Source organism: Polaromonas sp. P1_F8 (assembly GCF_056405635.1).
Genome location: NZ_JBFUBS010000001.1, coordinates 542,448 through 564,195 on the forward strand (window position 1 = coordinate 542,448; position 21,748 = coordinate 564,195).

At 60.9% G+C, this 21,748-nt stretch carries 21 protein-coding genes; 3 read left to right on the forward strand and 18 right to left on the reverse strand.

The window, feature by feature from the left end; all coding sequences use genetic code 11:
• The first annotated feature begins 30 nt into the window (after window positions 1-30).
• A complete protein-coding gene (locus AC1D1J_RS02630) occupies window positions 31-2,310 on the forward strand; it encodes a protein kinase domain-containing protein (protein ID WP_477693818.1) in 2,280 nt (759 codons plus the stop codon).
• A gap of 112 nt (window positions 2,311-2,422) precedes the next feature.
• Here AC1D1J_RS02630 and AC1D1J_RS02635 read toward each other — a convergent pair whose 3' ends face one another.
• Window positions 2,423-3,169: an ABC transporter ATP-binding protein gene (locus AC1D1J_RS02635; protein WP_477685707.1), complete on the reverse strand. Its 747-nt coding sequence runs from the start codon at window positions 3,167-3,169 to the stop codon at window positions 2,423-2,425.
• Between the two features lie 127 nt (window positions 3,170-3,296).
• On the opposite strand from AC1D1J_RS02635, the gene AC1D1J_RS02640 reads away from it, so the two are divergent.
• A complete protein-coding gene (locus AC1D1J_RS02640) occupies window positions 3,297-3,878 on the forward strand; it encodes an arylesterase (protein ID WP_477685864.1) in 582 nt (193 codons plus the stop codon).
• The gene (mnmH, locus tag AC1D1J_RS02645; RefSeq protein WP_477685706.1) at window positions 3,875-4,942 is read left to right on the forward strand and encodes a tRNA 2-selenouridine(34) synthase MnmH; all 1,068 of its coding nucleotides are present in this window, start codon (window positions 3,875-3,877) and stop codon (window positions 4,940-4,942) included. The genes AC1D1J_RS02640 and mnmH overlap by 4 nt, the downstream gene beginning before the upstream one ends.
• 154 nt (window positions 4,943-5,096) lie before the next feature.
• Here mnmH and AC1D1J_RS02650 read toward each other — a convergent pair whose 3' ends face one another.
• The 17 genes from AC1D1J_RS02650 to AC1D1J_RS02730 all read right to left on the reverse strand — a co-directional run bounded on the left by AC1D1J_RS02650 (window position 5,097) and on the right by AC1D1J_RS02730 (window position 21,630).
• Window positions 5,097-5,282 carry a hypothetical protein gene (locus AC1D1J_RS02650; protein ID WP_477693819.1) on the reverse strand — a complete coding sequence of 62 codons (186 nt, stop codon included), beginning with the start codon at window positions 5,280-5,282 and terminating at the stop codon, window positions 5,097-5,099.
• Between the two features lie 67 nt (window positions 5,283-5,349).
• A complete protein-coding gene (locus AC1D1J_RS02655) occupies window positions 5,350-6,528 on the reverse strand; it encodes a PLP-dependent transferase (RefSeq protein WP_477693820.1) in 1,179 nt (392 codons plus the stop codon).
• A 68-nt stretch (window positions 6,529-6,596) separates the two neighbouring features.
• The gene (locus AC1D1J_RS02660) at window positions 6,597-7,400 is read right to left on the reverse strand and encodes a hypothetical protein (RefSeq protein ID WP_477693821.1); all 804 of its coding nucleotides are present in this window, start codon (window positions 7,398-7,400) and stop codon (window positions 6,597-6,599) included.
• A gap of 40 nt (window positions 7,401-7,440) precedes the next feature.
• On the reverse strand, window positions 7,441-7,965 hold the full coding sequence (locus tag AC1D1J_RS02665; RefSeq protein WP_411877599.1) for a phosphoribosyltransferase: 525 nt from the start codon (window positions 7,963-7,965) through the stop codon (window positions 7,441-7,443).
• 75 nt (window positions 7,966-8,040) lie between these two features.
• On the reverse strand, window positions 8,041-9,381 hold the full coding sequence (locus tag AC1D1J_RS02670; protein WP_457280680.1) for an adenylosuccinate synthase: 1,341 nt from the start codon (window positions 9,379-9,381) through the stop codon (window positions 8,041-8,043).
• Between the two features lie 45 nt (window positions 9,382-9,426).
• Window positions 9,427-10,617 (reverse strand): ATP phosphoribosyltransferase regulatory subunit, encoded by a 1,191-nt coding sequence (locus AC1D1J_RS02675; RefSeq protein WP_477693822.1) that lies wholly within the window; start codon window positions 10,615-10,617, stop codon window positions 9,427-9,429.
• Between the two features lie 129 nt (window positions 10,618-10,746).
• Entirely contained in the window at window positions 10,747-10,935 is a 189-nt protein-coding gene (locus tag AC1D1J_RS02680; RefSeq protein ID WP_457280678.1) for a DUF2065 domain-containing protein, read from the reverse strand.
• A 6-nt stretch (window positions 10,936-10,941) separates the two neighbouring features.
• Window positions 10,942-11,844 (reverse strand): protease modulator HflC, encoded by a 903-nt coding sequence (hflC, locus tag AC1D1J_RS02685; RefSeq protein WP_457280677.1) that lies wholly within the window; start codon window positions 11,842-11,844, stop codon window positions 10,942-10,944.
• Window positions 11,845-11,855: 11 nt separating this feature from the next.
• Window positions 11,856-13,280: an FtsH protease activity modulator HflK gene (gene hflK, locus AC1D1J_RS02690; protein ID WP_477693823.1), complete on the reverse strand. Its 1,425-nt coding sequence runs from the start codon at window positions 13,278-13,280 to the stop codon at window positions 11,856-11,858.
• A 57-nt stretch (window positions 13,281-13,337) separates the two neighbouring features.
• Window positions 13,338-14,498 (reverse strand): GTPase HflX, encoded by a 1,161-nt coding sequence (gene hflX / locus AC1D1J_RS02695; protein WP_457306705.1) that lies wholly within the window; start codon window positions 14,496-14,498, stop codon window positions 13,338-13,340.
• Window positions 14,499-14,515: 17 nt separating this feature from the next.
• The gene (gene hfq / locus AC1D1J_RS02700; protein WP_411883131.1) at window positions 14,516-14,785 is read right to left on the reverse strand and encodes an RNA chaperone Hfq; all 270 of its coding nucleotides are present in this window, start codon (window positions 14,783-14,785) and stop codon (window positions 14,516-14,518) included.
• A 51-nt stretch (window positions 14,786-14,836) separates the two neighbouring features.
• Window positions 14,837-16,180 (reverse strand): ribosome biogenesis GTPase Der, encoded by a 1,344-nt coding sequence (gene der / locus AC1D1J_RS02705; RefSeq protein WP_477685700.1) that lies wholly within the window; start codon window positions 16,178-16,180, stop codon window positions 14,837-14,839.
• A 29-nt stretch (window positions 16,181-16,209) separates the two neighbouring features.
• Window positions 16,210-17,364 (reverse strand): outer membrane protein assembly factor BamB, encoded by a 1,155-nt coding sequence (gene bamB / locus AC1D1J_RS02710; RefSeq protein ID WP_477685699.1) that lies wholly within the window; start codon window positions 17,362-17,364, stop codon window positions 16,210-16,212.
• Window positions 17,361-18,053 carry a YfgM family protein gene (locus AC1D1J_RS02715; protein ID WP_477685698.1) on the reverse strand — a complete coding sequence of 231 codons (693 nt, stop codon included), beginning with the start codon at window positions 18,051-18,053 and terminating at the stop codon, window positions 17,361-17,363. Before AC1D1J_RS02715 ends, bamB begins: the two co-directional genes overlap by 4 nt.
• Before the next feature lie 93 nt (window positions 18,054-18,146).
• Window positions 18,147-19,496: a histidine--tRNA ligase gene (gene hisS, locus AC1D1J_RS02720; protein WP_477685697.1), complete on the reverse strand. Its 1,350-nt coding sequence runs from the start codon at window positions 19,494-19,496 to the stop codon at window positions 18,147-18,149.
• Window positions 19,497-19,501: 5 nt separating this feature from the next.
• Entirely contained in the window at window positions 19,502-20,779 is a 1,278-nt protein-coding gene (ispG, locus tag AC1D1J_RS02725) for a flavodoxin-dependent (E)-4-hydroxy-3-methylbut-2-enyl-diphosphate synthase (protein ID WP_477685696.1), read from the reverse strand.
• A complete protein-coding gene (locus AC1D1J_RS02730) occupies window positions 20,779-21,630 on the reverse strand; it encodes a RodZ domain-containing protein (protein ID WP_477693824.1) in 852 nt (283 codons plus the stop codon). Before AC1D1J_RS02730 ends, ispG begins: the two co-directional genes overlap by 1 nt.
• Between the last annotated feature and the right edge of the window lie 118 nt (window positions 21,631-21,748).

Consider the following 21,748-nt stretch of genomic DNA (forward strand, 5'->3'; position numbering starts at 1 on the left):
ACCCTCAGCCCCCACGAATCGATCCCACGAATGGAAGAACCGGAAGAAACAACGCAAGCCCTGCCCGCGCGTCCCACAGGCGGCGAAGGCAAGGACGCGGCTGCGCTTCTGCCGGGGCAAACCGTTTTTGAATATCGCATCGACAAGATGCTGGGCGGCGGCGGCTTCGGCATCACCTATCTGGCGCAGGACATCAACCTGCAGCTGCCGGTAGCCATCAAGGAGTACTTTCCCGGCGACCTGGCCGTGCGTTCGGAAGACCTGTCAGTGCACGTGCGCTCAAGCGCGAACAACGGCCAGTTCAATTGGGGGTTGGAGCGTTTCCTCGACGAAGCGCGGGCGCTGGCGTCCTTTCGCCACCCAAACATCGTGCGGGTGCTGCGTTACTTCAAGCAAAACGGGACCGCCTACATCGTCATGGAGTACGAGTCCGGCGACCCGCTCAAGCGCTGGCTGGCCAGGCAGCCGGCGCTGGACCAGCAGGGCCTGCTGAAGATCATCTACCCGTTGATGGACGGGCTGGAAGCGGTGCACAAGGTGAATTTCCTGCACCGCGACATCAAGCCGGACAACATCTACATCCGCGCCGACGGCACGCCGGTGCTGCTCGACTTCGGTGCCGCCCGGCGCGTGACCGGCAACCACGACATGACCAACATCGTGAGCCCGGGCTTCGCACCGTTTGAGCAGTACCACAGCAAGGGCCACCAGGGGCCTTGGACGGACGTCTATTCGCTGGGTGCGGTGATGTACTGGATGACGACGGGCCACAAGCCCATGGAGTCGGCCTCGCGGGTGCGCGAGGACACCATGCCCAAGGCGGCCGACACGGCCAGCGCGGTGGTCTTCGGTGCGCCCCTGCTGCGCGCCATCGACTGGGCCATGATGCCCAACGAAACACAGCGCCCGCAGGACGTCGGAGCCCTGCGCCAGGCCCTGATCAGCTCGGACTTTCTCAAGACGCAGACCATCCGCGCCGCCAACCCGTCGTCCAACACAGCCGCCATTGCCCCGGCAGCGACGGTAGCGCCGCAGACCGATACGTCAACCACAAAGACAAGCAAGCTGCTGTCCGAAAGCGCCGTGCTCGCCTACGCGGCCAATTCCCAGTCCATTCCGCTCAACAGTGCCGAAAACCTGCGCAAGAACGTACTGGGCACGATCATGTTCCTGGACCTGGTGTCCTACTCCACCTATTCGGTCGACCAACAGGTGGCACTGAAGACCCTGTTCAACGAACTCATCACCAAGGCCATCGGCGGCGTGAAGGAGTCGTCACGCATCATGATCGACACCGGCGACGGCGCGGCGATCTGCTTTCTGGGCGACCCCGAAGAGGCCCTGCAGTCGGCCCTGCTGCTGCGCGACCTGCTGGTGCAAAAATACGGCCGCAAGCTGTCCCTGAGGGTGGGCCTGCACCTGGGGCCGATCCGCATGGTGTTTGACATCAACAACCGCGTCAATGTGGTGGGCGACGGCATCAATGTAGCCCAACGCATCATGGACTTCTCCAGGCCCAACCAGATCGTGGTCTCGCGTGCCTATTACGACGTGATTTCACGCATCACCGACAGCGCCGCCAGCCTCTTCGACTACCTCGGCCCGCACATGGACAAGCATCTGCGCTCGCACGAGATCTACGCGGTGCTGGACCCGAACGCCGCACCGGCCGCGCCGATGTCCCGCAACATGGAGTTCGAACACACCGCCTCTTTTGCTGCGCTGGCGTCGCTCACCCCGGAAATCGCGCTGGAAATTGAAAACGAGCTGGCCAAGGCCATCGGGCCGCTGGCCAAGGTGCTGGTCAAGAAAGCCATCCCGCGCACGGTCAGCGCCCAGGGGCTGCGCGACCTGCTGGCCATTTCCATTCCCGATGCGACGGCCCGCGAAGCCTTCCTGAAGCCGCGCCACGCCAGCGCGACGGTGAATTCGGGGCTGCATGGCGCCAGTGGCCCATCGCGCTCTACCGGCGGCAGCAGCAGCTATAGCCGACCCATTTCCTCGACGTTTTCCCGCCCCTTGCGCTCCGACATGAGCCGGCCCCTGTCCACATCGGCAACGACATCCGGAACGACCTCGGCATCTTCCACGTCCATCAATGTGCAGAATTTCAATGCGGAGCTGCAGGCGCAGCTGGAACGCGCGCTCAGCCAGCATATCGGCCCGCTCGCCAAAACCCTGGTGCGCAAGGAAGCAGCCCGGCAGCTTACCTTTCTGGCACTGATCCACGCTTTGGCGCAGCAGATTGACCGGCCTGATGATCGCGCGAAATTTCTGGCCATCGCGCAGAAAATGCACGGCGGGCGCTGAGGGCAGCTTTTACGCCCCGCAATACGCTATGCTTTTGATAGCTGCTTGCGCCCGATGACAAAGGCCTTCAGGCCATTTCCCCTTAAGGTTTTGGCCCAGGATCTTTTCAAAATCACACCGGGCTGACGCGTCCCGCATCAATGGTGATGCGCCGCTCGCAGCGCGACGCGATGGCCTGGTCATGCGTCACCAGTACCAGGGTCGTGCCGAGTTCGCGGTTGAGTTCAAACATCAACGACATCACCGTCTCGCCGGTGGCAAAGTCCAGGCTGCCCGTAGGCTCATCGGCCAGCAGCACCGCCGGCTGCACCACAAAGGCACGGGCCAGCGCCACACGCTGCTGTTCGCCGCCCGACAACACTTTCGGGTAGTGGCCCAGCCGCTCCCCCAGACCGACACGCTTGAGCATGTCGGTGGCCAGCGAGCGTGCGTTTTTGGCGCCCGACAGCTCCAGCGGCAGCATGACGTTCTCAAGCGCCGTCAAATTGCCCATGAGCTGAAAGCTCTGGAAGACAAACCCGACCTTTTGCGCACGCAGGGCGGCCCGGTCGTCTTCGCTGATTGCAAAGATGTCCTGCCCCGCCAGCCTGACCGTGCCCTGCGTGGGCGTGTCCAGCCCTGCGATGATGGACAGCAAGGTGCTTTTGCCGGAACCCGATGCACCGACAATGGCGGCGGTTTCCCTGGGGGCCAGGGCGAAGTCAATATCGCGCAAAATGGCCAATGTGCCGGTGGAGTCGGTGACCGACTTGAAAACATGCTCAACGGAAATAATTGAAGAGGTCGGGGACGGTGCGGGCACAGCGGAAGCCGCAGCCCTGGAACCATCATTCACGCCACTCACCACGGGTTCAAACATGTCGGCCTTGTCAGGAAATATGAATTCAGACTTTACCAAGCTTGCCCTTGCGGCGGCAAAGCGTTTGCTAAAACCTTTCGGGGCGCTGCTTGTGGCCGCCGTGGTGGGTGGCGGTGCCCCGGCGGCAATGGCGCAAACGCCGGTGCCCAAAGGGGAAACCATTCTGGTGGTCGGTGACTCACTCAGCGCCGAATATGGCCTGAAACGCGGAACGGGCTGGGTGCCGCTGCTGGAAAAACAGCTTGCCGGCGAAAAGAAGACTGCCAAAGTCGTCAACGCCAGTATCAGCGGTGACACCACTTCGGGCGGCAGTTCACGCCTGCCGGCGCTGCTGGCACAGCACAAACCCGCCGTGGTGGTGATTGAGCTGGGCGGCAACGATGCCCTGCGGGGGTTGCCGCTGGACATGACCGAAAAGAATCTCATCCTGATGACCCAGGCCTCCAAAAAAGCGGGGGCACGCGTGCTGCTGGTGGGCATGCAGGTACCGCCCAACTATGGCAGCGCCTACGCGGCCACGTTTTCGGGGCTGTTCGGCAAGATCGCCAAGGCGGAAAAAGTGGCCCTGGTGCCCTTCTTTCTCAAGGGCATTGCCGACGCGGCCGACCCGGTGGCCAACTTCCAGGCTGACCGGATCCACCCGAACGAGCAGTCGCAGGCGAAGATGCTTGCCAATGTGTGGCCCGAACTGAAGAAACTGGTCAAGTGAGCCTGGACCGCATTTCTGCCGAAGAGGCGCTCCAAACGCTCGGGCGTTATTCCGGGGTGATTGACGCCCGCAGCGAAGGCGAATACGCCGAAGACCACCTCCCGGGCGCGGTGAACTGGCCCAGCCTGCGCGACGAGGAACGCAAGATCGTCGGCACCAAATACAAGCAGATCAGCCAGTTCGAAGCCAAAAAACTGGGCGCGGCGCTGGTGGCCAAAAACATCGCTGAACACATCCAGCGTGATGTGCTGGACAAACCCCGCGAATGGCAACCGCTGCTGTACTGCTGGCGCGGCGGCAAGCGCAGCGGCTCGCTGGCGCTGGTGCTGGACCAGATCGGCTTCAAGGTGACGCTGGTAGACGGCGGTTACAAGGCATTTCGCGCCGCGCTGGTGGCGGATTTGCCGCAGCTGGCCGGCCGCTTTCGCTACCGGGTGGTGTGCGGCCCCACGGGTTCAGGCAAGACCCGGCTGCTGCAGGCCCTGGCGGCCGAAGGCGCGCAGGTGCTGGACCTGGAAGCGCTGGCCAACCACCGCAGCTCGGTGCTGGGCGCCATTCCCGGCGTGCAGCAGCCCAGCCAGAAGGCGTTTGACAGCAGCATCTGGGCCACGCTGAAACGCTTTGACCCAGCCCAGCCGGTCTACATTGAAAGTGAAAGTAAAAAAGTCGGCAATGTGGCCGTGCCGGAAGGCCTGATCACCGCCATGCGGGCCAGCCCTTGCCTGCAGCTGGACCTGCCGGAGGATGAACGCGTATTGCTGCTGCTGGAAGACTATGACTTTTTTGTAAAGGACATCGCGTTCTTCTGCGAACGCCTGGGTGCGCTGACGGAAGCACGCGGCAAGGCCACGGTGCAGGACTGGCAGGCGCGCGCCCGCAGCGGCGACGTGGCTTCTGTGGTGCGTGAGCTGCTGGTCCAACACTACGACCCGGGTTACCTGCAGTCGATGCAGCGCAATTTTTCCGGGCATGCCACGGCCCGTGTGCTTTCGCCGCAGGATCACAGCACCGCAGCCATGACCGCGCTGGCGCAAGCCCTACAGGCTGAAAATTCCGCCCCCTGAAACGACAAACCCGGCTGACCTTCACAGGTGTTGCCGGGTTTTTGATTGCCTGCCGTTTTTTTGGCTTTTTTGCGTTTTGTTGCTATCAAATCAATAGCTTCTTGCGCTTGTCCATCAAGGGCTGCAGCCTTTTTTCATCAAGAATCGGGGAGGCTCAGGGGGCCGAGTCTACAGGTGGAAGGCCACCGGGCGCCTCACCGTCGACATCGGGCGCATCGGTCCCGTCGTCAGCGGCATCGTCCGGCTTGCCCTCTGCCTTGCGCTTGAGCTTTTCTTCTTTTTTGCGTTTTTTCGCAAGCTCTTTCTGGCGCTTTTCGTAAGAGTAATTGGGAGTTGCCACTGCGTGCTTTCGTGAATAGGTAACCCTTACTGTACTGCATTGCCGTCACGGTATGCCAAGCCTTTGGTCAGGCTTTTTCCAGCGCCTGGGCAATGTCCGCCTGCAGGTCCGCTACGGCCTCCAGGCCCACCGAAAAGCGCACCAGCCCCCCCTTGTACGGCCATGGCGTGGTGCGAAGGGCCGGTATGTCGTACGGTGCGCACAGGCTCATGGGGCCTGCCCAGCTGTAGCCCAGTTTGAAGAGCTTGAGGCTGTCACAAAAGCGGTCCACCCGGTCCTGCGTGAACTCCGGCTTGAAGACGGCACTCATCAGGCAGGCAGCGCCCGTGCTGTCGCGTTTCCAGGTTTCATGGCCAGGCGAGCCGGGCAAGGCCGGGTGAAGCATGGCCGCGATTTGCGGCCGGGTTTGCAGCCAGCCGGCCAGCTCCCGCGTCGCGGCATCCTGGGCGGCATAACGCAGGGCCATGCTGTTCAGGCCGCGCAGCACCAGTTCGGCATCGTTGCCGCCCACGCCATAACCCACGCGCATGTGGCAAAAATGGACCAGGTGGTGCAGCGCCTCGTCACGCGTGACGACGGAGCCCATCAGTACATCGGCACCACCGCTGGGGTATTTGGTCAGGGCCTGGACCGAAATATCGAGCCCCAGGTCAAACGCATTGAAAGCCAGGCCGGCGCCCCAGGTGTTGTCGAGTGCGGTCACGATGCCGGCGGGATGCGCATTCTGGTGCGCCTTGACCGCGGCGACCAGCGCCGGCATGTCGGGAAACTCCAGCGTGATGGAGCCCGGCGCTTCGATCCATACCAGCCGGGTTTTGGGGCCCAGCTTGGCGGCGAGGTCTGCGGGGTTCATCGCGTCGTAGAAGCGGTGGGTGATGCCCCAGGCGGCCAGTTCGCCCTGCGCGAAGCTCTTGTTGGGCCCGTAGGCGTTGTCGGGAATCAGCAGCTCGTCGCCGGCCTTGAGCAGCGCCATGCCCACCAGCACCACTGCCGCCAGGCCGCTGGGCACCAGGGTGCAGTACTCGCCTCCTTCCAGGGTGGCGATGCGCTCTTCCAGCGTGAAGGTGGTGGGGGTTCCGTGCAGGCCGTAGGTGTAGCCGGTCTTGTGCTTCCAGTCGCGGGTGCGCAGCGCGGCGACGGTCGGGAATGCAATGGTAGAGGCTTTGTAGACCCCGGGCGGGATGGCGTCGAACCCGGCAGGTGGCTTGTAGGGGTGGTGGATCAGGGTGGTGGATTTATCAGTCATCTGGAAATGGTAGCAACTTGCCGCGCATTTCAGCTCCGAACGGTTAATTGAACCACCTTGAGCGCCATTTAGAGCTGCAGTTCGACGCCATCAACCCGGACTTTGCGTATAACGCTGCGAACCGACTCAGATTCACCGTCTTTGACTTGCTGGTACTCGCTCAAAATAAAAATTCCGACTTCATGCATGAAGGCGTAGATGGAATTTCGCGTTGTGCCATCCTGGCTCTTTATCTGGCAAGACACGGTAGTCCGCTTGCCGCTTGCGCGAGCATCAGGCAAAACTGGCACACACCGGATGTCCTTTGTAAACCGTTCGGTTGTCTTGCCGTCCATGGTTGTGGGAAAACGATCCTGGAGCTGCGTAAACCTGGCCTGGAGCAGCCACTGCGAATGAAAGGTATTCAAGTCGGGGGGATGGAATTCGAGCTCGACAAGCCTGTTTTCCAACCAGCCGGTATTTTCAAAAATGGCGTGAAAAACCGGTGCGGGCTCCCTGTATCGGGCAGTAAGCCCGAAGAGATTTGCATACATGAGATAGCGCTCTTCAAAGACAAGCGCGTTACCAGCAAGCTTGGGATACCAGTTGTCAGATCTGCGAACAAGTCCATTGCCCAGGTTCTCCAAGCGGGACTCGACCCTGGAATCCACGGCTCGCCCATCAGACGATGTAAATGTCCTGTTCGTTTCATAGCGAATCTCTTTCCACGACGAACTGCCCGCGTGGCTCCATCGCAGTTGCACCGAGGCAGATTCGGGAAGTGAATTTTTCTGAAGGGGTTTCTCTCGATTTGCCAATGCCAGCAACAGGGTGCCCGCAACCGCTACGAACAACGCAGCATAGCCTAGGCGGGACTTCAGCATCAGCGGCATTGAGGCGGTTATCGTGCACCGGCCCCGAGCATTTGTCGGCTCAAATTTTCCATTTGGCCATCAACTGGGCAGGGGAAAGAGAGTCGTATCCTTCAAACGGCTGGTGGATCCACGGATTGGTGGGCAGCAGTTCGACCGAATAATCAGGCTGGAAGGTCGAGACGCCCTTGGTCCAGATCACGGCGCTGCGGAGTTCTGTGATCGGTTTGTAGTTGTTCTTGAGCTGGTGGATCACCGCGTTGAGCGTGTGGCCGGAATCGGCTAGGTCGTCGACCAGCAGCACCTTGCCGGCGATCTCGCCCTTGGGCGTGGTGATGAAGCGGGCAATGTCGAGGTTGCCCTGCGTCATGCCGGCGTCGGCGCGGTAGGAGCTGGTAGACATGATGGCCAGCGGCTTGTCGAAAATGCGCGAAAGAATGTCGCCGGGACGCATGCCGCCGCGGGCCAGGCACAGGATGGTGTCAAATTGCCAGCCGGACTGATGGATCTTGATGGCCAGTTTTTCAATCAGGTTGTGGTACTCGTCATAGCTCACATAGAGATGCTTGCCGTCTTCTGTCAACATGAAATGCTCCTGATTTGATAGCTGCTTGCGCCCGTCCCTATTGGACTGGGTGCATTTTTTGCTGAAGTTTTATGGCTAGGCGGCGTACGGATTGCGCAACAGGATAGTGTGGTCACGGTCCGGGCTGGTCGAAATCATGTGGATCGGCACGCCAGTCACTTCCTCGATGCGGTGCAGGTATTTCTGCGCGGCAGCCGGCAGCTTGTCGTATTGCGTGACGCCCACGGTGCTCTGGCTCCAGCCCGGCAAGGTCTCGTAAATGGGTTTGCAGCGCTCGATCTCTTCAGCACCCATCGGCAGGATGTCGGTGATGTGGCCGTCAAGCTCGTAGCCGGTGCACAGCTTGAGCTCATCGATACCGTCGAGCACGTCGAGTTTGGTGATACACAGACCCGAGAGGCCGTTGACCTGGGCCGAACGCTTGAGCAGCGCGGCGTCAAACCAGCCGCAGCGGCGGCTGCGCCCCGTGGTCACGCCTTTTTCGGCGCCCACGGTACTGAGGTGGTAGCCCACCGTGCCGGGCTTTTCCCAGTCGAGTTCGGTCGGAAAAGGCCCGCCGCCCACGCGGGTGCAGTAAGCCTTGGTGATACCGAGGATGTAATGCAGCATGCCCGGGCCCACGCCCGCGCCCGCGGCGGCATTGCCGGCCACACAGTTGCTGGAAGTGACATAGGGATAGGTGCCGTGATCGACGTCGAGCAAGGTGCCTTGCGCGCCTTCAAACAGCAGGTTGGCACCGGCCTCGTTGGCATCGTTGAGTTCGCGCGAAACGTCGGCCATCATGGGCTTGAGCAACTCGGCGTGGCGCATGGCTTCGGCGTAGACGGTGTCAAAGTCGACTGCCGGCGCATGCAGGTAGCCGGTCAGCACGAAATTGTGCAGGTCCAGCAGTTCACGCAGCTTGGCGGCAAAACGGTCGGGGTACTTGAGATCCTGCACGCGCAGCGCGCGGCGGGCAATTTTGTCTTCATACGCGGGGCCGATGCCGCGGCCGGTGGTGCCGATCTTGGTCGTGCCGCCCTTCTCGCGGTAAGCCTCGCGCGCGACATCCAGCGCGACGTGAAAAGGCAGGATCAACGGGCAGGCTTCGCTGACGCGCAGGCGCGAACGCACCTCAACGCCGGCTTTTTCCAGCCCCTCAATTTCTTCGAACAATTTGGCGGCCGACAGCACCACGCCGTTGCCGATATAGCACTTCACGCCGGGGCGCATGATGCCGCTGGGAATCAGGTGCAGCGCCGTTTTCACGCCATTGATGACCAGCGTGTGGCCGGCATTGTGGCCGCCCTGAAAGCGCACCACGCCTTGCGACATCTCGGTCAGCCAGTCGACCAGCTTGCCCTTGCCTTCGTCGCCCCACTGGGTGCCCACGACCACGACATTACGGCCCGCGGCTGCGGTTTGTTTGTTTGTCATCTTCAATTCTCGTTAAGGTTTCGGGATAAAGCCGGGCGCAGGCCCTCAAGCGGCTTTTTTAAGGGGCTGGACCACCCATTGACCGGCAGCGTTTGCCAGTTCGCGGTCGCAATCAAACTCATTGACTTCATGTTCGTGGCCGGGCAGCACGCAGGCCACGGTTTCGCCGCCCSCACGCAGGCGGGCGATGGCGGCACGCAAGCCGGTATCTTCCCCCCATGGCGCACGGATGGCGGCCTTGAGGGCCCGGGGTGGCAGCACACTGACCAGCTCTTTGAGGTCAAGGCTGAAGCCTGCTGCAGGCCGGTTGCGGCCGAACACGGCACCGACTTCGTCATAGCGGCCGCCGCGCACCAGTTCGGCGCCCTGGCCGTAAATGGCAAAGCGGGTGCCGCTGTAATAGGCGTAGCCGCGCAGGTCGGCCAGGTCAAAACTGACCTTGACATCGCCTTTTTCACCCCTGGTGTGTGCGGCCAGCCATTTCAGGTTTTGCAGCGCCGCCTTAAGGCCTGTTGAGGGCGGCAGGATTTTTTCCGCTTCGGCCAGCACTTTCTCGTCACCATAAAGCTGCAGCAACGCCTTGAGACCGTCTCGCGCCACAGCCGAAATGCCGTCCTTGAGGCTGGCGATCAGGCTGCCGAGTTCGCTCGCGTCCTTGGCCGCCAGCGCGGCATGGATGAGCGCCAGTGTTTTGCCGTTGACGCTGGCGCCAGCCAGCAGGCTGTTGACGATGCGGACGTCCGCCATGTCCACGCTCAGTTCAGTGACACCGGCCGCCTTGAGGCCTTCCAGCGCCAGCTGCTGGGCTTCCAGGTCTGCTTCCAGTCCGGCATGGCCATAGATTTCGGCGCCAAACTGCAGCGGTTCACGGGTGGCATGAGGGCGGTCGGCACGGGTGTGCAGCACCGGGCCGCAATAGCACAAGCGGGCAACACCGCTGCGGTTGAGCAAATGCGCATCAATGCGGGCTACCTGGGGCGTGGTGTCGGCACGCAGGCCCAAGGTGCGGCCGGAGAGTTGGTCCACCAGCTTGAAAGTCTGCAGATCTAGGGCCTCGCCGGTACCGGTCAGGAGCGACTCGAGGTGCTCGAGCAGCGGCGGCATGACAAGTTCATAGCCATAGCTGCGGGCGGTGTCGAGGAACAGACGGCGCAGCTCTTCGATGTGGCGCGCCTCGGAGGGCAGGACATCGGCAATTTGATCGGGCAATTGCCATGATGACGACCAGGCGGGCATTGTGATTTTCGTGGGCTGTTAAAAACAGCATTTTACCGGGCTTGAAGCGGGTTTTCGGCCCACTGAGGACCCAATGACGCACTCTGGCGGAAATACCTGCCAGTGGCCGGCTTGCCGAGGGAGGCGAAATCAGGCCAGCACAGCCAGCAGGATCAGGCCCGCCGCAATGCTGCACAAGCCGAAGAAGCGGATCTGACCGTTGCCCAGAGTGAGAATCTGCTCGAACATGCGGCGCCAGCCGCCGGGAGAGATGAAAGGCAACAGGCCCTCGATGACCAGCATCAGGGCCAGCGCCATCCAGAAGGTGTTGCCGTCCACGCCGGCTTATTTTTTGGCGGGTGCGGCGTTGCCGGAGCCTGGGCCGCGCATCGCCTTGAAAAAGTCGGATGAAGGGTCCAGAACCATCACGTCGCTCTTCTTGTTGAAGCTGGCTTTGTAGGCATCGAGGCTGCGGTAGAACTGAGCGAACTGCGGGTCGCGGCCGAACGATTCTGCGTAGGTGCGAGCGGCTTCGGCATCGCCCTCGCCTTTGACCTTTTGCGCATCGCGGTAGGCGTTGGCGATGGTGACTTCTCGCTGGCGGTCGGCGTCGGCGCGGATTTTTTCGCCTTCTGCCAAACCGGTAGAACGCAGTTCATTGGCCACACGTTGGCGCTCCGCAACCATGCGCTTGTAGACGGAATCGGTGATGGCTTCCACATAGTCCACGCGCGTGATACGCACGTCGACCACGTCAACGCCCCAGGGCTGCGCACCCTGCACGGCTTGAAGCACTTCGCGCTTGACGTCGGCCATCAGGGCTTCGCGCTTGAGCGAAAGCAGGTCCTTGACGGTGCGTTTGTTGATCTCTTCCTGGAAGGCATTGCGCACCACGCGGTTGAGCTGGTTGGCGCCGGTTTTTTCGTCCAGGCCGACGTTGCGGATGTAGTCGGTGGGCTGGATGATGCGCCAGCGCACGTACCAGTCGATCACGACACGCTGCTTTTCTGCCGTCAGCATAGGCTCAGCGTCGACGCTGTCGAGCACCAGCAGGCGCTTGTCGATGTAGGAGACGTTCTGGAACGGCGGCGGCATCTTGAAATGCAGGCCCGGCTCAGTGACCACATCCTTGATCTGCCCCAACGCATAAACCACGCCGAACTGCCGCTGGTCCACCACAAAAAGCGTGGAGCTGAGCAATGCCAGGATCACCAGCAACGAAGAAATGATAAATCCAACTCTATTCACGATCGTCTTCCTTAGCGTGTTTCACGATCGCGCGTGCGGGAAGCATCGCGGGAGCGGGCATCGAGGGGCAAGCTGGAAACCGGCGCGGCAGGCACCGTTGGCGAAGACGCTGCGCCGGGAACCAGCGCGGGCTCTGCGGTACTGCCAGCATCACCCTGCGCCGTCATCTGCATGATTTTGTCCAGCGGCAGGTACAGCAGGTTGGAGCCCTGACGGGACTCGACCATCACCTTGGTCACACTGGAATAAACCTGCTGCATGGCGTCGGTGTACATACGGTCACGGGTCACCTGGGGCGCCTTCTGGTATTCGGTCAGCACCGAACGAAAGCGCTGGGCATCACCCTGTGCCTGGGCCACGATTTTGGCTTTGTAGGCTTCAGACTCTTCCTTGAGGCGGGACGCGGAACCCACGGCACGCGGGATCACATTGTTGGCGTATGCCTGGGCTTCGTTCTTGGCGCGTTCGCGCTCCTGGCCGGCCTTGAGCACATCGTCAAACGCTGCCTGCACCTGCTCGGGGGGGCGCACACCGCTCTGCTGAAGGTTGATGCCGACAACTTCAACGCCGACCTTGTAACGATCGAGGATGGTCTGCATCAGGGCGCGCACGCGTGGCCCGATCTGGTCACGCTCTTCCGCCAGGGCCAGGTCCATCTTCATTTTCCCGACCACTTCACGGACGGCTGTTTCGGCAGCTTGAACCACCGCCGCTGCAGGGTCCTTGCTTTCAAACAGATAGGCGCGCGCATCGTTCAGGCGGTACTGCACGGCAAACTTGATTTCAACGATGTTTTCGTCTTCAGTCAGCATGGCCGAGTCGCGCAGGCCTGTCGCCTTGATGATGACGTCACGGCCGACATCCACTGAACGGATCTGCGTGACCACAACGATTTCGTGGCGCTGCACAGGATACGGAAGCCGCCAGTTGAAGCCCGCGCCCACGGTGGAGTGGTATTTTCCGAACTGGGTGATGACGGCCTGCTGGCCTTCCTGGACGATGAAAAACCCGGTGCCAAGCCAGATCAGCACCGCGACGCTGGCAATCAGTCCGACACCAATGCCGGCACTTTTCATGTCGGGCTGAAAGCCGCCGCCGCTGCCGCCGTTGTTTCCACCGCCATTGCCGCGGCCAAATCCACCACGGTTGGGGTTGTTCTTGCCACCGCCAAAAAGGCCGCCAAGCTTGCGGTTGAAGTCGCGCCAGAGTTCATCCAGGTCGGGTGGGCCCTGGTTGGGCCCCTGCCCCTGCGGACGGTTGGCGGGCCGGGTCGGTTGCTTGTCCTCCCGCGGAGCTTCGGGCTTGGCATCGTCAGAAGACGGTTTGTCGTCATCCCGGCCCCAGCGCGGATCATTGAGGTTGAACATGCCTTGGGCGCGTTGCTTGAGCCGGCCTGGCAAGCTCGTCAAGGTCTGCAGCACGGGGTTCAGATTCATGGGATCAAACTCACTTTTTTTCATTACACCGACATTGTGCCTAATGAAACCGCCATATCAGGCAAGGTCTTCGGCAGTTTGGGGGATTTCGTCGGCTGGCGGGTTGACCGCATAGCCAGCCAGCAGCGCCCGCAAAAGCGGCAGGCCTTCACCTGTCTGCGCACTCACGAACACCCGTTCAACGCTGCGGCTTGAGCCCTCAAACGCGTCCCTGAGTTCGAACATGTCTTGCAGGTGCAGGGGCAAGCTGTCCTTTTCAATAGCGTCCAGCTTGTTGAACACCAATATTTGCGGCACATCGGCCGCGCCAATCTCCGAAAGCACGCGCTGGACCTGCTCGATCTGCTCGAGGTAGTCGGGATTGGCGCCGTCCACCACGTGCAGCAGCAAGTCGGCATCCGCCGCTTCCTGCAGGGTTGCGGCAAAGGCATCAATCAAGCCGTGCGGCAGGTCACGGATGAAACCCACGGTGTCCGACAACGACACAGAACGCGCGGCGTCACCCAAATAAAGCTGCCTCGTGGTGGTGTCGAGCGTGGCGAACAGCTGATCGGCCGCATAGGCACGCGCTTTGACCAGCGCATTGAAGAGCGTGGATTTTCCCGCGTTGGTGTAACCCACCAGGGAAATCGTGAAGGAATTGCGGCGCTCGCGCTGCTTTCGCTGCGTTTGCCGCTGCTTCTTGACCTTGAGCAAGCGTTCCTTGGTGCGCTTGATCGCGTCACCGATCATGCGTTTGTCGAGCTCGATCTGCTTCTCACCCGGGCCGCCGCGTACACCGGCGCCGCCGGTTTGCCGCTCCAGGTGGGACCAGCGCCGCACCAGGCGTGTAGACATGTATTGCAGCCGGGCCAGCTCAACCTGCAGCTTGCCTTCGTGGCTACGCGCCCGCTGGGCAAAGATTTCAAGAATCAGCAGGGTCCGGTCGTTGACCGGCATGTCCAGGTGCCTCTCCAGGTTGCGCTGCTGCGCCGGGCTGAGAGACTGGTCGAACAGAATTTCCGTGGCGCCGGTGTCCAGCGCCATCAGCTTGATTTCGTCGGCTTTTCCGCTGCCGATGAAGAGCGCGGCGTCGGGCGCCTTGCGCCTGCAAGTGACGCGCGCCACCGGCTGCAGGCCTGCTGTTTGCGCGAGCAAACCCAGTTCCTGCAGATCGGCATCAAAGTTTGGCAACCCCAGATCGACCCCTACAAGGAGGACCAGGGGTTTCGGGCTCACCGGAGCATCGTACGAACTCAGCTGGCGGGGCTTTCTTCAGACTCGTTGGTCGCGAAATTTACGGCGCGACCTGGAACGATGGTGGAAATCGCATGTTTGTAGACCATTTGGGTCACAGTGTTGCGAAGCAGAACCACATATTGATCGAAGGATTCGATCTGGCCCTGCAATTTGATCCCGTTGACGAGATAAATGGAAACAGGAACATGCTCGCGACGCAAGGTGTTGAGAAATGGGTCCTGCAAGAGCTGACCTTTGTTATTGCTCACGATATTTTCCGTGTTCAAAAGTTAATAGAACTTGACCTTACCACAGGGCGTGGCCCGGGTCATGTAGTCCTAGGCCGATTCCTTGTCTTTAAAGGGGTTGTGGGAGCTCTTCATCTGGATGCGCAGCGGCGTGCCGACCAGGTCAAATTCCTTGCGGAAACGCCCTTCCAGATAGCGTTTGTACGACTCGGTGACATGCTCGAGCGAATTGCCGTGGATGATGATGATGGGTGGGTTCATGCCGCCCTGGTGGGCATAGCGCAACTTGGGGCGGAAAACACCCGATCGCTGGGGTTGCTGGAACTGCACGGCTTCCAGCAGCAGCCGGGTGAGCACCGGTGTGGACATCTTGCGGTTGGCCGATGCATGGGCCTGAACAATCGACTTCCAGACCGGGCCCAGGCCCTGCCGTTTGATGGCAGAGATTGGATGGATGGCGGCAAATTTGAGGAAACCCAACCGGGTCTCGATGGAGCGCTCGAGCAGCTCACGCTGGTAGGAGTCCACAGCGTCCGACTTGTTGATGGCCAGCACTACCGAACGCCCGCTTTCGAGGATATAGCCGGCAATGTGGGCATCCTGATCGGTCACACCTTGGGTGGCGTCGAGCAGTAGCAGCACTACGTTGGCGTTTTCGATGGCCTGCAGGGTCTTGACCACGGAAAACTTCTCGATGGCCTCAAAAACCTTGCCTTTGCGGCGCAGTCCTGCCGTGTCGATCAGCTCAAACTTCTGCCCGGCACGTTCAAAAGGCACAGAAATGGCGTCGCGGGTTGTCCCGGGCAAATCAAAGGCCACCAGGCGTTCTTCGCCCAGCCAGGTGTTGATCAACGTGGACTTCCCCACGTTGGGGCGTCCTGCCACGGCCAGACGAATCACAGAAGGATCTTGAGGCTCGGCCTCTTCGTCCGGATCCGGCAAATTGAGCGGCGCCAAGGCCATGTCAACCAGCGTGCGCATGCCTTGGCCGTGTGAGGCGGAAACCGCCAGCATCTCGCCCAGGCCCAATTCAAAGAACTCGGACAGCTGCACGCCTTCAGTCATGCCCTCGGCTTTGTTGGCGGTCAGGATGGTGGGTTTGCCCAGCTTTCGAAGGTATTTGGCAATATCGTGGTCCTGCGCACTGATGCCGGCGCGGGCGTCGACCACAAAGACGACCACATCGGCTTCCGCGACCGCCTGCCGGGTCTGCTTGGCCATTTCCTTGTAAATACCGGACGCCGCATCGGGTTCAAATCCGCCGGTGTCGATCACGATGTATTCGTGGGGTCCAAGCTTCCCGTTACCGTAATGACGATCCCGCGTCAGGCCGGCAAAGTCGGCCACGATCGCATCCCGCGTCTTGGTCAGCCGGTTGAAAAGCGTCGACTTGCCCACATTCGGACGGCCGACTAGCGCTATGACAGGTTTCATCAATCAGTTTCTGGCAGGACCGTAGGCCCTTATTGAGGCTGGAAGCCGTAAATACCACCGTTTTGCGTCACGGCGATCAGCGTATTGCCAGCAAGCACGGGCGTTGCCGCAATGGCTGAACCATCGGTAGGCAGGCGATTGAGCAATGAGCCGTCTTCGCGGGAAAGCAGGTGGACGTAGCCGGAAAAATCGCCCACGGCGATAGAGCGCCCGACGACCACCGGCGCCGTGAGGCTACGGTAGCGCAGGCGGTCGGTGGACCACGCACGCTCACCATCGGTGCGGCGCCAGGCGTTCACAGTGCCATCAGCTTCCGTGCCGAACAGCAGGCGATCGTCTCCATCAATGCCCTGTACACCATTGGCCGGCTTGGCCCACAGCAGGTTGCCGCGCACAGCATTGACGCATCCAACGCTTGCCTGGAACGCCCGCGTGCAAACGATATCGCCCTGCCGGCTGACGCGTCCCACCAGGTCGACGAGCCGTTCCACGTCATTGATACCGCGAGGCGTGGCAATCGGTGCCTCCCAACGGACGCTGCCGTTAGACGGGTTGAGGCCCACGAGACGGCCGGCCAAACCTACGACCAACGTATCGCCCACCGCCAGCATGACGCCGGACTGACGAAGCACCAGGGGCTCATTGGGCCGCTGCTGCGCCCAAAGCTTGCGACCCGTCAGCCCGTCAAAGGCCGTGACCGAACGGTCTGCGGCCAGAACAAATACCCTCAAGCCAGCCACGAAGGGAGCGGAAAATGCCTGGGCGCCCAGCTTTTGGCGCCAGAGTTCCTTGCCATCCTGCAACGCGATGACTTCATTGGCCTTGGTTACCACTGCAACGACCTTGCCGTCGTTTCCAGCACCGGCAGCCAAGGGTGTATTCAGCGCCAATCGCCAGAAATCGCGGCCTGTTTGGGCGTCCAGCAAAGCCACGGTGCCGTCGCCGCTGGCCACCGCCACGGTATTACCCGAAACCCCCATCTCAAGAGGGAAATTCACCTGCCCCACGCGGGTGGTCCAGATCTGGCGCGCAGACACCAGACCTGTCACCGGCTGAAGTTCTGCGGGCTGCGGTTTTGCAGGACCGCCACCGAAAAAGGAACAGCCACTCAGGATCGCTATCAAAACAATAGCTGCCGGCGCACGCACCGCTTGGGCCAGAGGCCTAAAAGATTGATAAATCATTTCTTCACCTCTGTATTCAATGGCGCATCGGCCTTGGTTGTCCCTGCGTTGGGATCAACCCCCAGCGCGTTGAGCTTGACCTCAACCAGACGCCGATACTCGGAGCGCTCGTCAAGCCCCTTGTAAGCCTTTTCGTATTCACTTTTCGCTTCTGGTTTCTTACCCTGCGCTGCCAGAATATCGCCACGCCGGTCGGCGACCAATGCCGTGAAGTCCTTCGGAAAAGGACCTGAAACCTGCTGCAGGGCCTCGTCATAAGACTTCTTCTCAATCAGCAGCCCCGCCAGGCGCAACCGGGCAATGGCCTGATAGCCCTCATCAGAGGCTTTTTCAGCGACCCAATTCAGGGCCGCGCGCGATGCGTCAACATTGCCCTTGTCGTAATAAGCCTTTGCGGCCAGCAGTCCCGCCTGCTGGGCATAGGTTGTCCGGCCAAAACGATCTTTCATGTCGGCTAATGAGCGGTCGATTTTTGCCATGTCACCGGACTGCACAGCGCGCTCGACTTCGTCATACATGACCGAAGCCTGGGCTGCCTGGTTACGCTGCCAGTACTGGTATCCATTCCACGCGGCAAGGGCCCCGAGCACCACAATCAGGGCCCAGGTGATCATGTCACCGTACTGCTTCCAGAAGTGCTTGAGCTCGTCAAGCTGTTCCTGTTCTTCCAAATCGAGATGTTTTGCCATAAAAGTCTTTGTTCTGCCCCGGAAATGGTGCGGATTGAGTTGGGGTGATTGTAGAGGCGCCAGCCGGCGCTCCAAATGGCCGGTCTTGGCGGCTCAGCCGCGCAAGGTGTGGGCCCAGGCGGTGACATCCCTCAAGGGCTGGAGTGCCTGGGCCTGCAGGGCCTGGTCTTTTTCGCCCCGCAGGTGTTTGACGGCAACACAGCCCTGGGCAAGTTCGGTCTCGCCAAAAATCAAAGCGTAGCGCGCACCACTGCCATCAGCTTTCTTGAACTGGGACTTCATGCTGGCCATGCCATCGCCTGCACCGGCGTGCATCTGCACGTTGATGCCAGCAGCACGCAAGGCTTCGCAGGTTGCCATCACGGTTGGCATCATCTCGGCAGACGGAACGATCACGTAGACGTCGGGACCACTCACTGGCGGCAACACGCCCACCGCCTCAAGCAGAAGCAGCATTCGTTCCACACCCATGCCCCAGCCTACCGCAGGCGTTGGCTTGCCGCCAAGCTGCTCGAACAGGCCGTCGTAACGGCCGCCACCGCAAACCGTACCCTGCGAGCCAAGCTTGTCGGTGACCCATTCGAACACCGTGAGGTTGTAGTAATCCATGCCACGCACCAGGCGCGGATTGATGCGATAGGCCAGCCCCACTGCATCGAGTATCCGGCGCACCGCATTCAGGTGCGCTAGCGAGGCATCGCCAAGGAAGTCCATGAGCTGCGGCGCGGCTTCCACGACGGCCTGCATGGCAGGATTTTTGGTATCGAGAATGCGCAATGGGTTAGTGTGCAGCCGGCGCTTTGCATCTTCGTCCAGCATGCCGGCATGCGCCTCAAAGTACGAGATCAGTGCGGCACGGTGTGCCATCCGCTCGCCGGGCTGACCGAGGCTGTTCAGCTCAAGCCGCACATGCTCCATCGGGATACCCAGGTCGTGCAGCAACGCACGGCACATCAAAATTTGCTCCGCGTCCACGTCGGGTCCGGAAAAACCCAAGGCTTCGACATCGATTTGATGGAACTGGCGATAGCGCCCCTTCTGTGGTCGCTCATGGCGAAACAGCGGCACTGCCGACCAGACCCGTATTGGGCCGTTGTACAGCGCGTTGTGCTCGATCATCGCGCGCACAATACCGGCGGTGGCCTCAGGGCGCAATGTGAGCCGGTCGCCGTTCATCGAGTCGACAAAAGAATACATCTCCTTTTCGACGATGTCGGTCACCTCGCCAAGACCACGCACAAACAGCGCGGTCGGCTCGACGATCGGCGTGCGTACATTGGCGTAGGCATAGCGGGCCATCAACGCGCGCACCTTGGCTTCGAACCACTCCCAACGAGCCGACTCCGGCGGCAGGATGTCGTTCATCCCCTTGACGCCCGTCAGTTTTTCCATTTTGGCCACGGCGGATTTTTCTACCAGGCCGGCAGCTGCTTTTTCAACCATGGGTGTTACGCAGCTTCAGCGACGGTGTGCGTGCCAAAGCGTTTTTCAATGTAATTTTCAACAATGACCTGGAACTCCTGCGCAATGTTGTCGCCACGCAGGGTCAGTCTTTTTTCACCATCAATAAACACCGGCGCGGCAGGCGCCTCGCCGGAGCCGGGCAGGCTGATGCCGATATCGGCATGTTTGCTTTCACCCGGTCCATTGACGATACAGCCCATGACCGCGACCTTGAGCCCTTCGACGCCGGGATATTGTTTGCGCCAGACAGGCATCTGAGCACGCAGAAAGTCGTCAATTTGCTTGGCCAGCTCCTGGAAGGTCGTACTGGTGGTACGTCCGCAACCTGGGCATGCCGTCACACTGGGCACAAAGGTCCGCAAACCGAGCGCCTGGAGAATCTCCGACGCAATAACCACTTCCTGGGTGCGGGCCTCACCCGGTTGGGGCGTTAAGGAGACGCGAATGGTATCGCCAATGCCTTCTTGCAGCAGGATCGATAACGCCGTGGCAGAAGCCACTGTGCCCTTGGTGGCCATACCAGCCTCCGTCAGCCCCAGGTGAAGCACGTGATCTGTGCGCCGGGCCAATTCTCGATAGACCGAAATCAGGTCCTGAACACCGCTTACCTTGCAGGAAAGGATGATCTGGTGACGAGGCATTCCCATTTCTTCAGCGCGCCGGGCGGAGTCGATCGCGGACGTAATCAATGCTTCATACATGACCTGCCTGGCATCCCAGGGGACTGCACGCGCACTGTTTTCATCCATCAGGCTTGCCAGCAGCTCCTGATCAAGGCTGCCCCAGTTCACGCCGATACGCACTGGTTTTTTCCAGTGCATGGCCACCTCTATCATCTGGCCAAACTGCCGGTCACGTTTGTCGCCCTTGCCAACATTTCCGGGATTGATGCGGTATTTGGACAACGCCTCCGCGCAAGCGGGGTAATCCGTCAACAACCGATGGCCGTTGTAATGAAAGTCCCCTATCAGTGGAACGTCGATCCCCATCCGGTCGAGTTGCTCACGCACATGCGGAACAGCCTGCGCCGCTTCCGGCGTGTTGACGGTGATGCGAACCATCTCGGAACCCGCCAACGCCAGTTCCTTGACTTGAATCGCGGTGCCAATGGCATCCACCGTGTCGGTATTGGTCATGGACTGGACGCGCACCGGCGCATCGCCGCCGACAGTCAAAACACGGGCACCCCATGACACCTGTGACTGGAGGGAGCGCCGCGCTTTGGGAAAAGCGGACTCGATCGGAAGGCAACCCTTCGACATTATTTCACCTCAAATCGGGCAACATTGTCCCTGGCCACGCTGCTCAGATCAAAAGCCTGGCCGCGCACCTGCACTTGCGTCACATCTGCCTTACCCACCACGGCGGCCAGTGGCAACGCCCCGGACGCACCAGCGACCTCTCCGGCGGTCAGGGTACGGCGCAGCACAACCGTTCCCTTGGCATCCGTCACCTCCACCCAGGATTCGCCCCTGGCGCGAAAAGTCACGATACCCGCCGGTGCCGCTGGCGATACAGGTGCGGCAACACCACTTGGCACTGGCACCGGAGCAGGCTGAACGGCCGGACCAGGTAGAGAGGTAGTTGTCGTCACAGCAGGGCCGGCGGGAGAGCCGGCAACCGTGGCAGCCCCGGCGCCTGAAAAAGTATCATGACTCTGCTCTGTGGGAAAAACAGGCTTGGCGTCGTTTACCAATCCTCCGCCCGTCATCGCCACAGCTGCGGGCAGCGGTTTGGCGGCCTCGGCGCCGCCAGCTTGCATCTCGCTATCACTCTGACCCTTCGTGGCATCCGGCTTGATGACTGGCAGGAAAATCAATACCAGAGCACCAAGCAACAACGCCAGGCCGGCCAGCACTGCAGGCTTCGAAACCTGGGTCCACACAGCGGGCCGGGGACCTTCCCCTGGCGAGCGAAACGGTGCATTGATGCCAGCACCTTGGTATATCAGCTTGGGGGCGCTGGTTTGAGGCAAGCGTTCCAGCACAGGGGCCGCATCCAGTTTCAGGCTACGGCACACACTGGAAGCCAGGGCCCGAACAAAAACAGCATCCGGCAGCAAGTCAAAGCGATCCAGCTCCAGCGCCTCGAGTTTTTTTACCGGAACCTTCAAGGATACTGCGAGGGCCGCGATATGTATGCCTGCAGCCTCTCTTGCCTCACGAAGCAGTGTGCCTGCCGTGGGCTCGAAGTCAGTACCCCGGTCAACGCCAGACGCAGCCATTCCAGAT

Excerpts from the sequence above, each read along its gene's own strand:
- der (WP_477685700.1), bottom strand. The coding sequence starts at position 16,180 with ATGAAACCTGTCATAGCGCTAGTCGGCCGTCCGAATGTGGGCAAGTCG.
- AC1D1J_RS02635 (WP_477685707.1), bottom strand. The coding sequence starts at position 3,169 with ATGTTTGAACCCGTGGTGAGTGGCGTGAATGATGGTTCCAGGGCTGCG.
- AC1D1J_RS02640 (WP_477685864.1), top strand. The coding sequence starts at position 3,297 with ATGGCGCAAACGCCGGTGCCCAAAGGGGAAACCATTCTGGTGGTCGGT.
- AC1D1J_RS02655 (WP_477693820.1), bottom strand. The coding sequence starts at position 6,528 with ATGACTGATAAATCCACCACCCTGATCCACCACCCCTACAAGCCACCT.
- AC1D1J_RS02660 (WP_477693821.1), bottom strand. The coding sequence starts at position 7,400 with ATGCCGCTGATGCTGAAGTCCCGCCTAGGCTATGCTGCGTTGTTCGTA.
- hflK (WP_477693823.1), bottom strand. The coding sequence starts at position 13,280 with ATGAATCTGAACCCCGTGCTGCAGACCTTGACGAGCTTGCCAGGCCGG.
- ispG (WP_477685696.1), bottom strand. The coding sequence starts at position 20,779 with ATGTCGAAGGGTTGCCTTCCGATCGAGTCCGCTTTTCCCAAAGCGCGG.
- AC1D1J_RS02630 (WP_477693818.1), top strand. The coding sequence starts at position 31 with ATGGAAGAACCGGAAGAAACAACGCAAGCCCTGCCCGCGCGTCCCACA.
- hisS (WP_477685697.1), bottom strand. The coding sequence starts at position 19,496 with ATGGTTGAAAAAGCAGCTGCCGGCCTGGTAGAAAAATCCGCCGTGGCC.
- bamB (WP_477685699.1), bottom strand. The coding sequence starts at position 17,364 with ATGATTTATCAATCTTTTAGGCCTCTGGCCCAAGCGGTGCGTGCGCCG.
- AC1D1J_RS02715 (WP_477685698.1), bottom strand. The coding sequence starts at position 18,053 with ATGGCAAAACATCTCGATTTGGAAGAACAGGAACAGCTTGACGAGCTC.
- AC1D1J_RS02670 (WP_457280680.1), bottom strand. The coding sequence starts at position 9,381 with ATGACAAACAAACAAACCGCAGCCGCGGGCCGTAATGTCGTGGTCGTG.
- AC1D1J_RS02665 (WP_411877599.1), bottom strand. The coding sequence starts at position 7,965 with ATGTTGACAGAAGACGGCAAGCATCTCTATGTGAGCTATGACGAGTAC.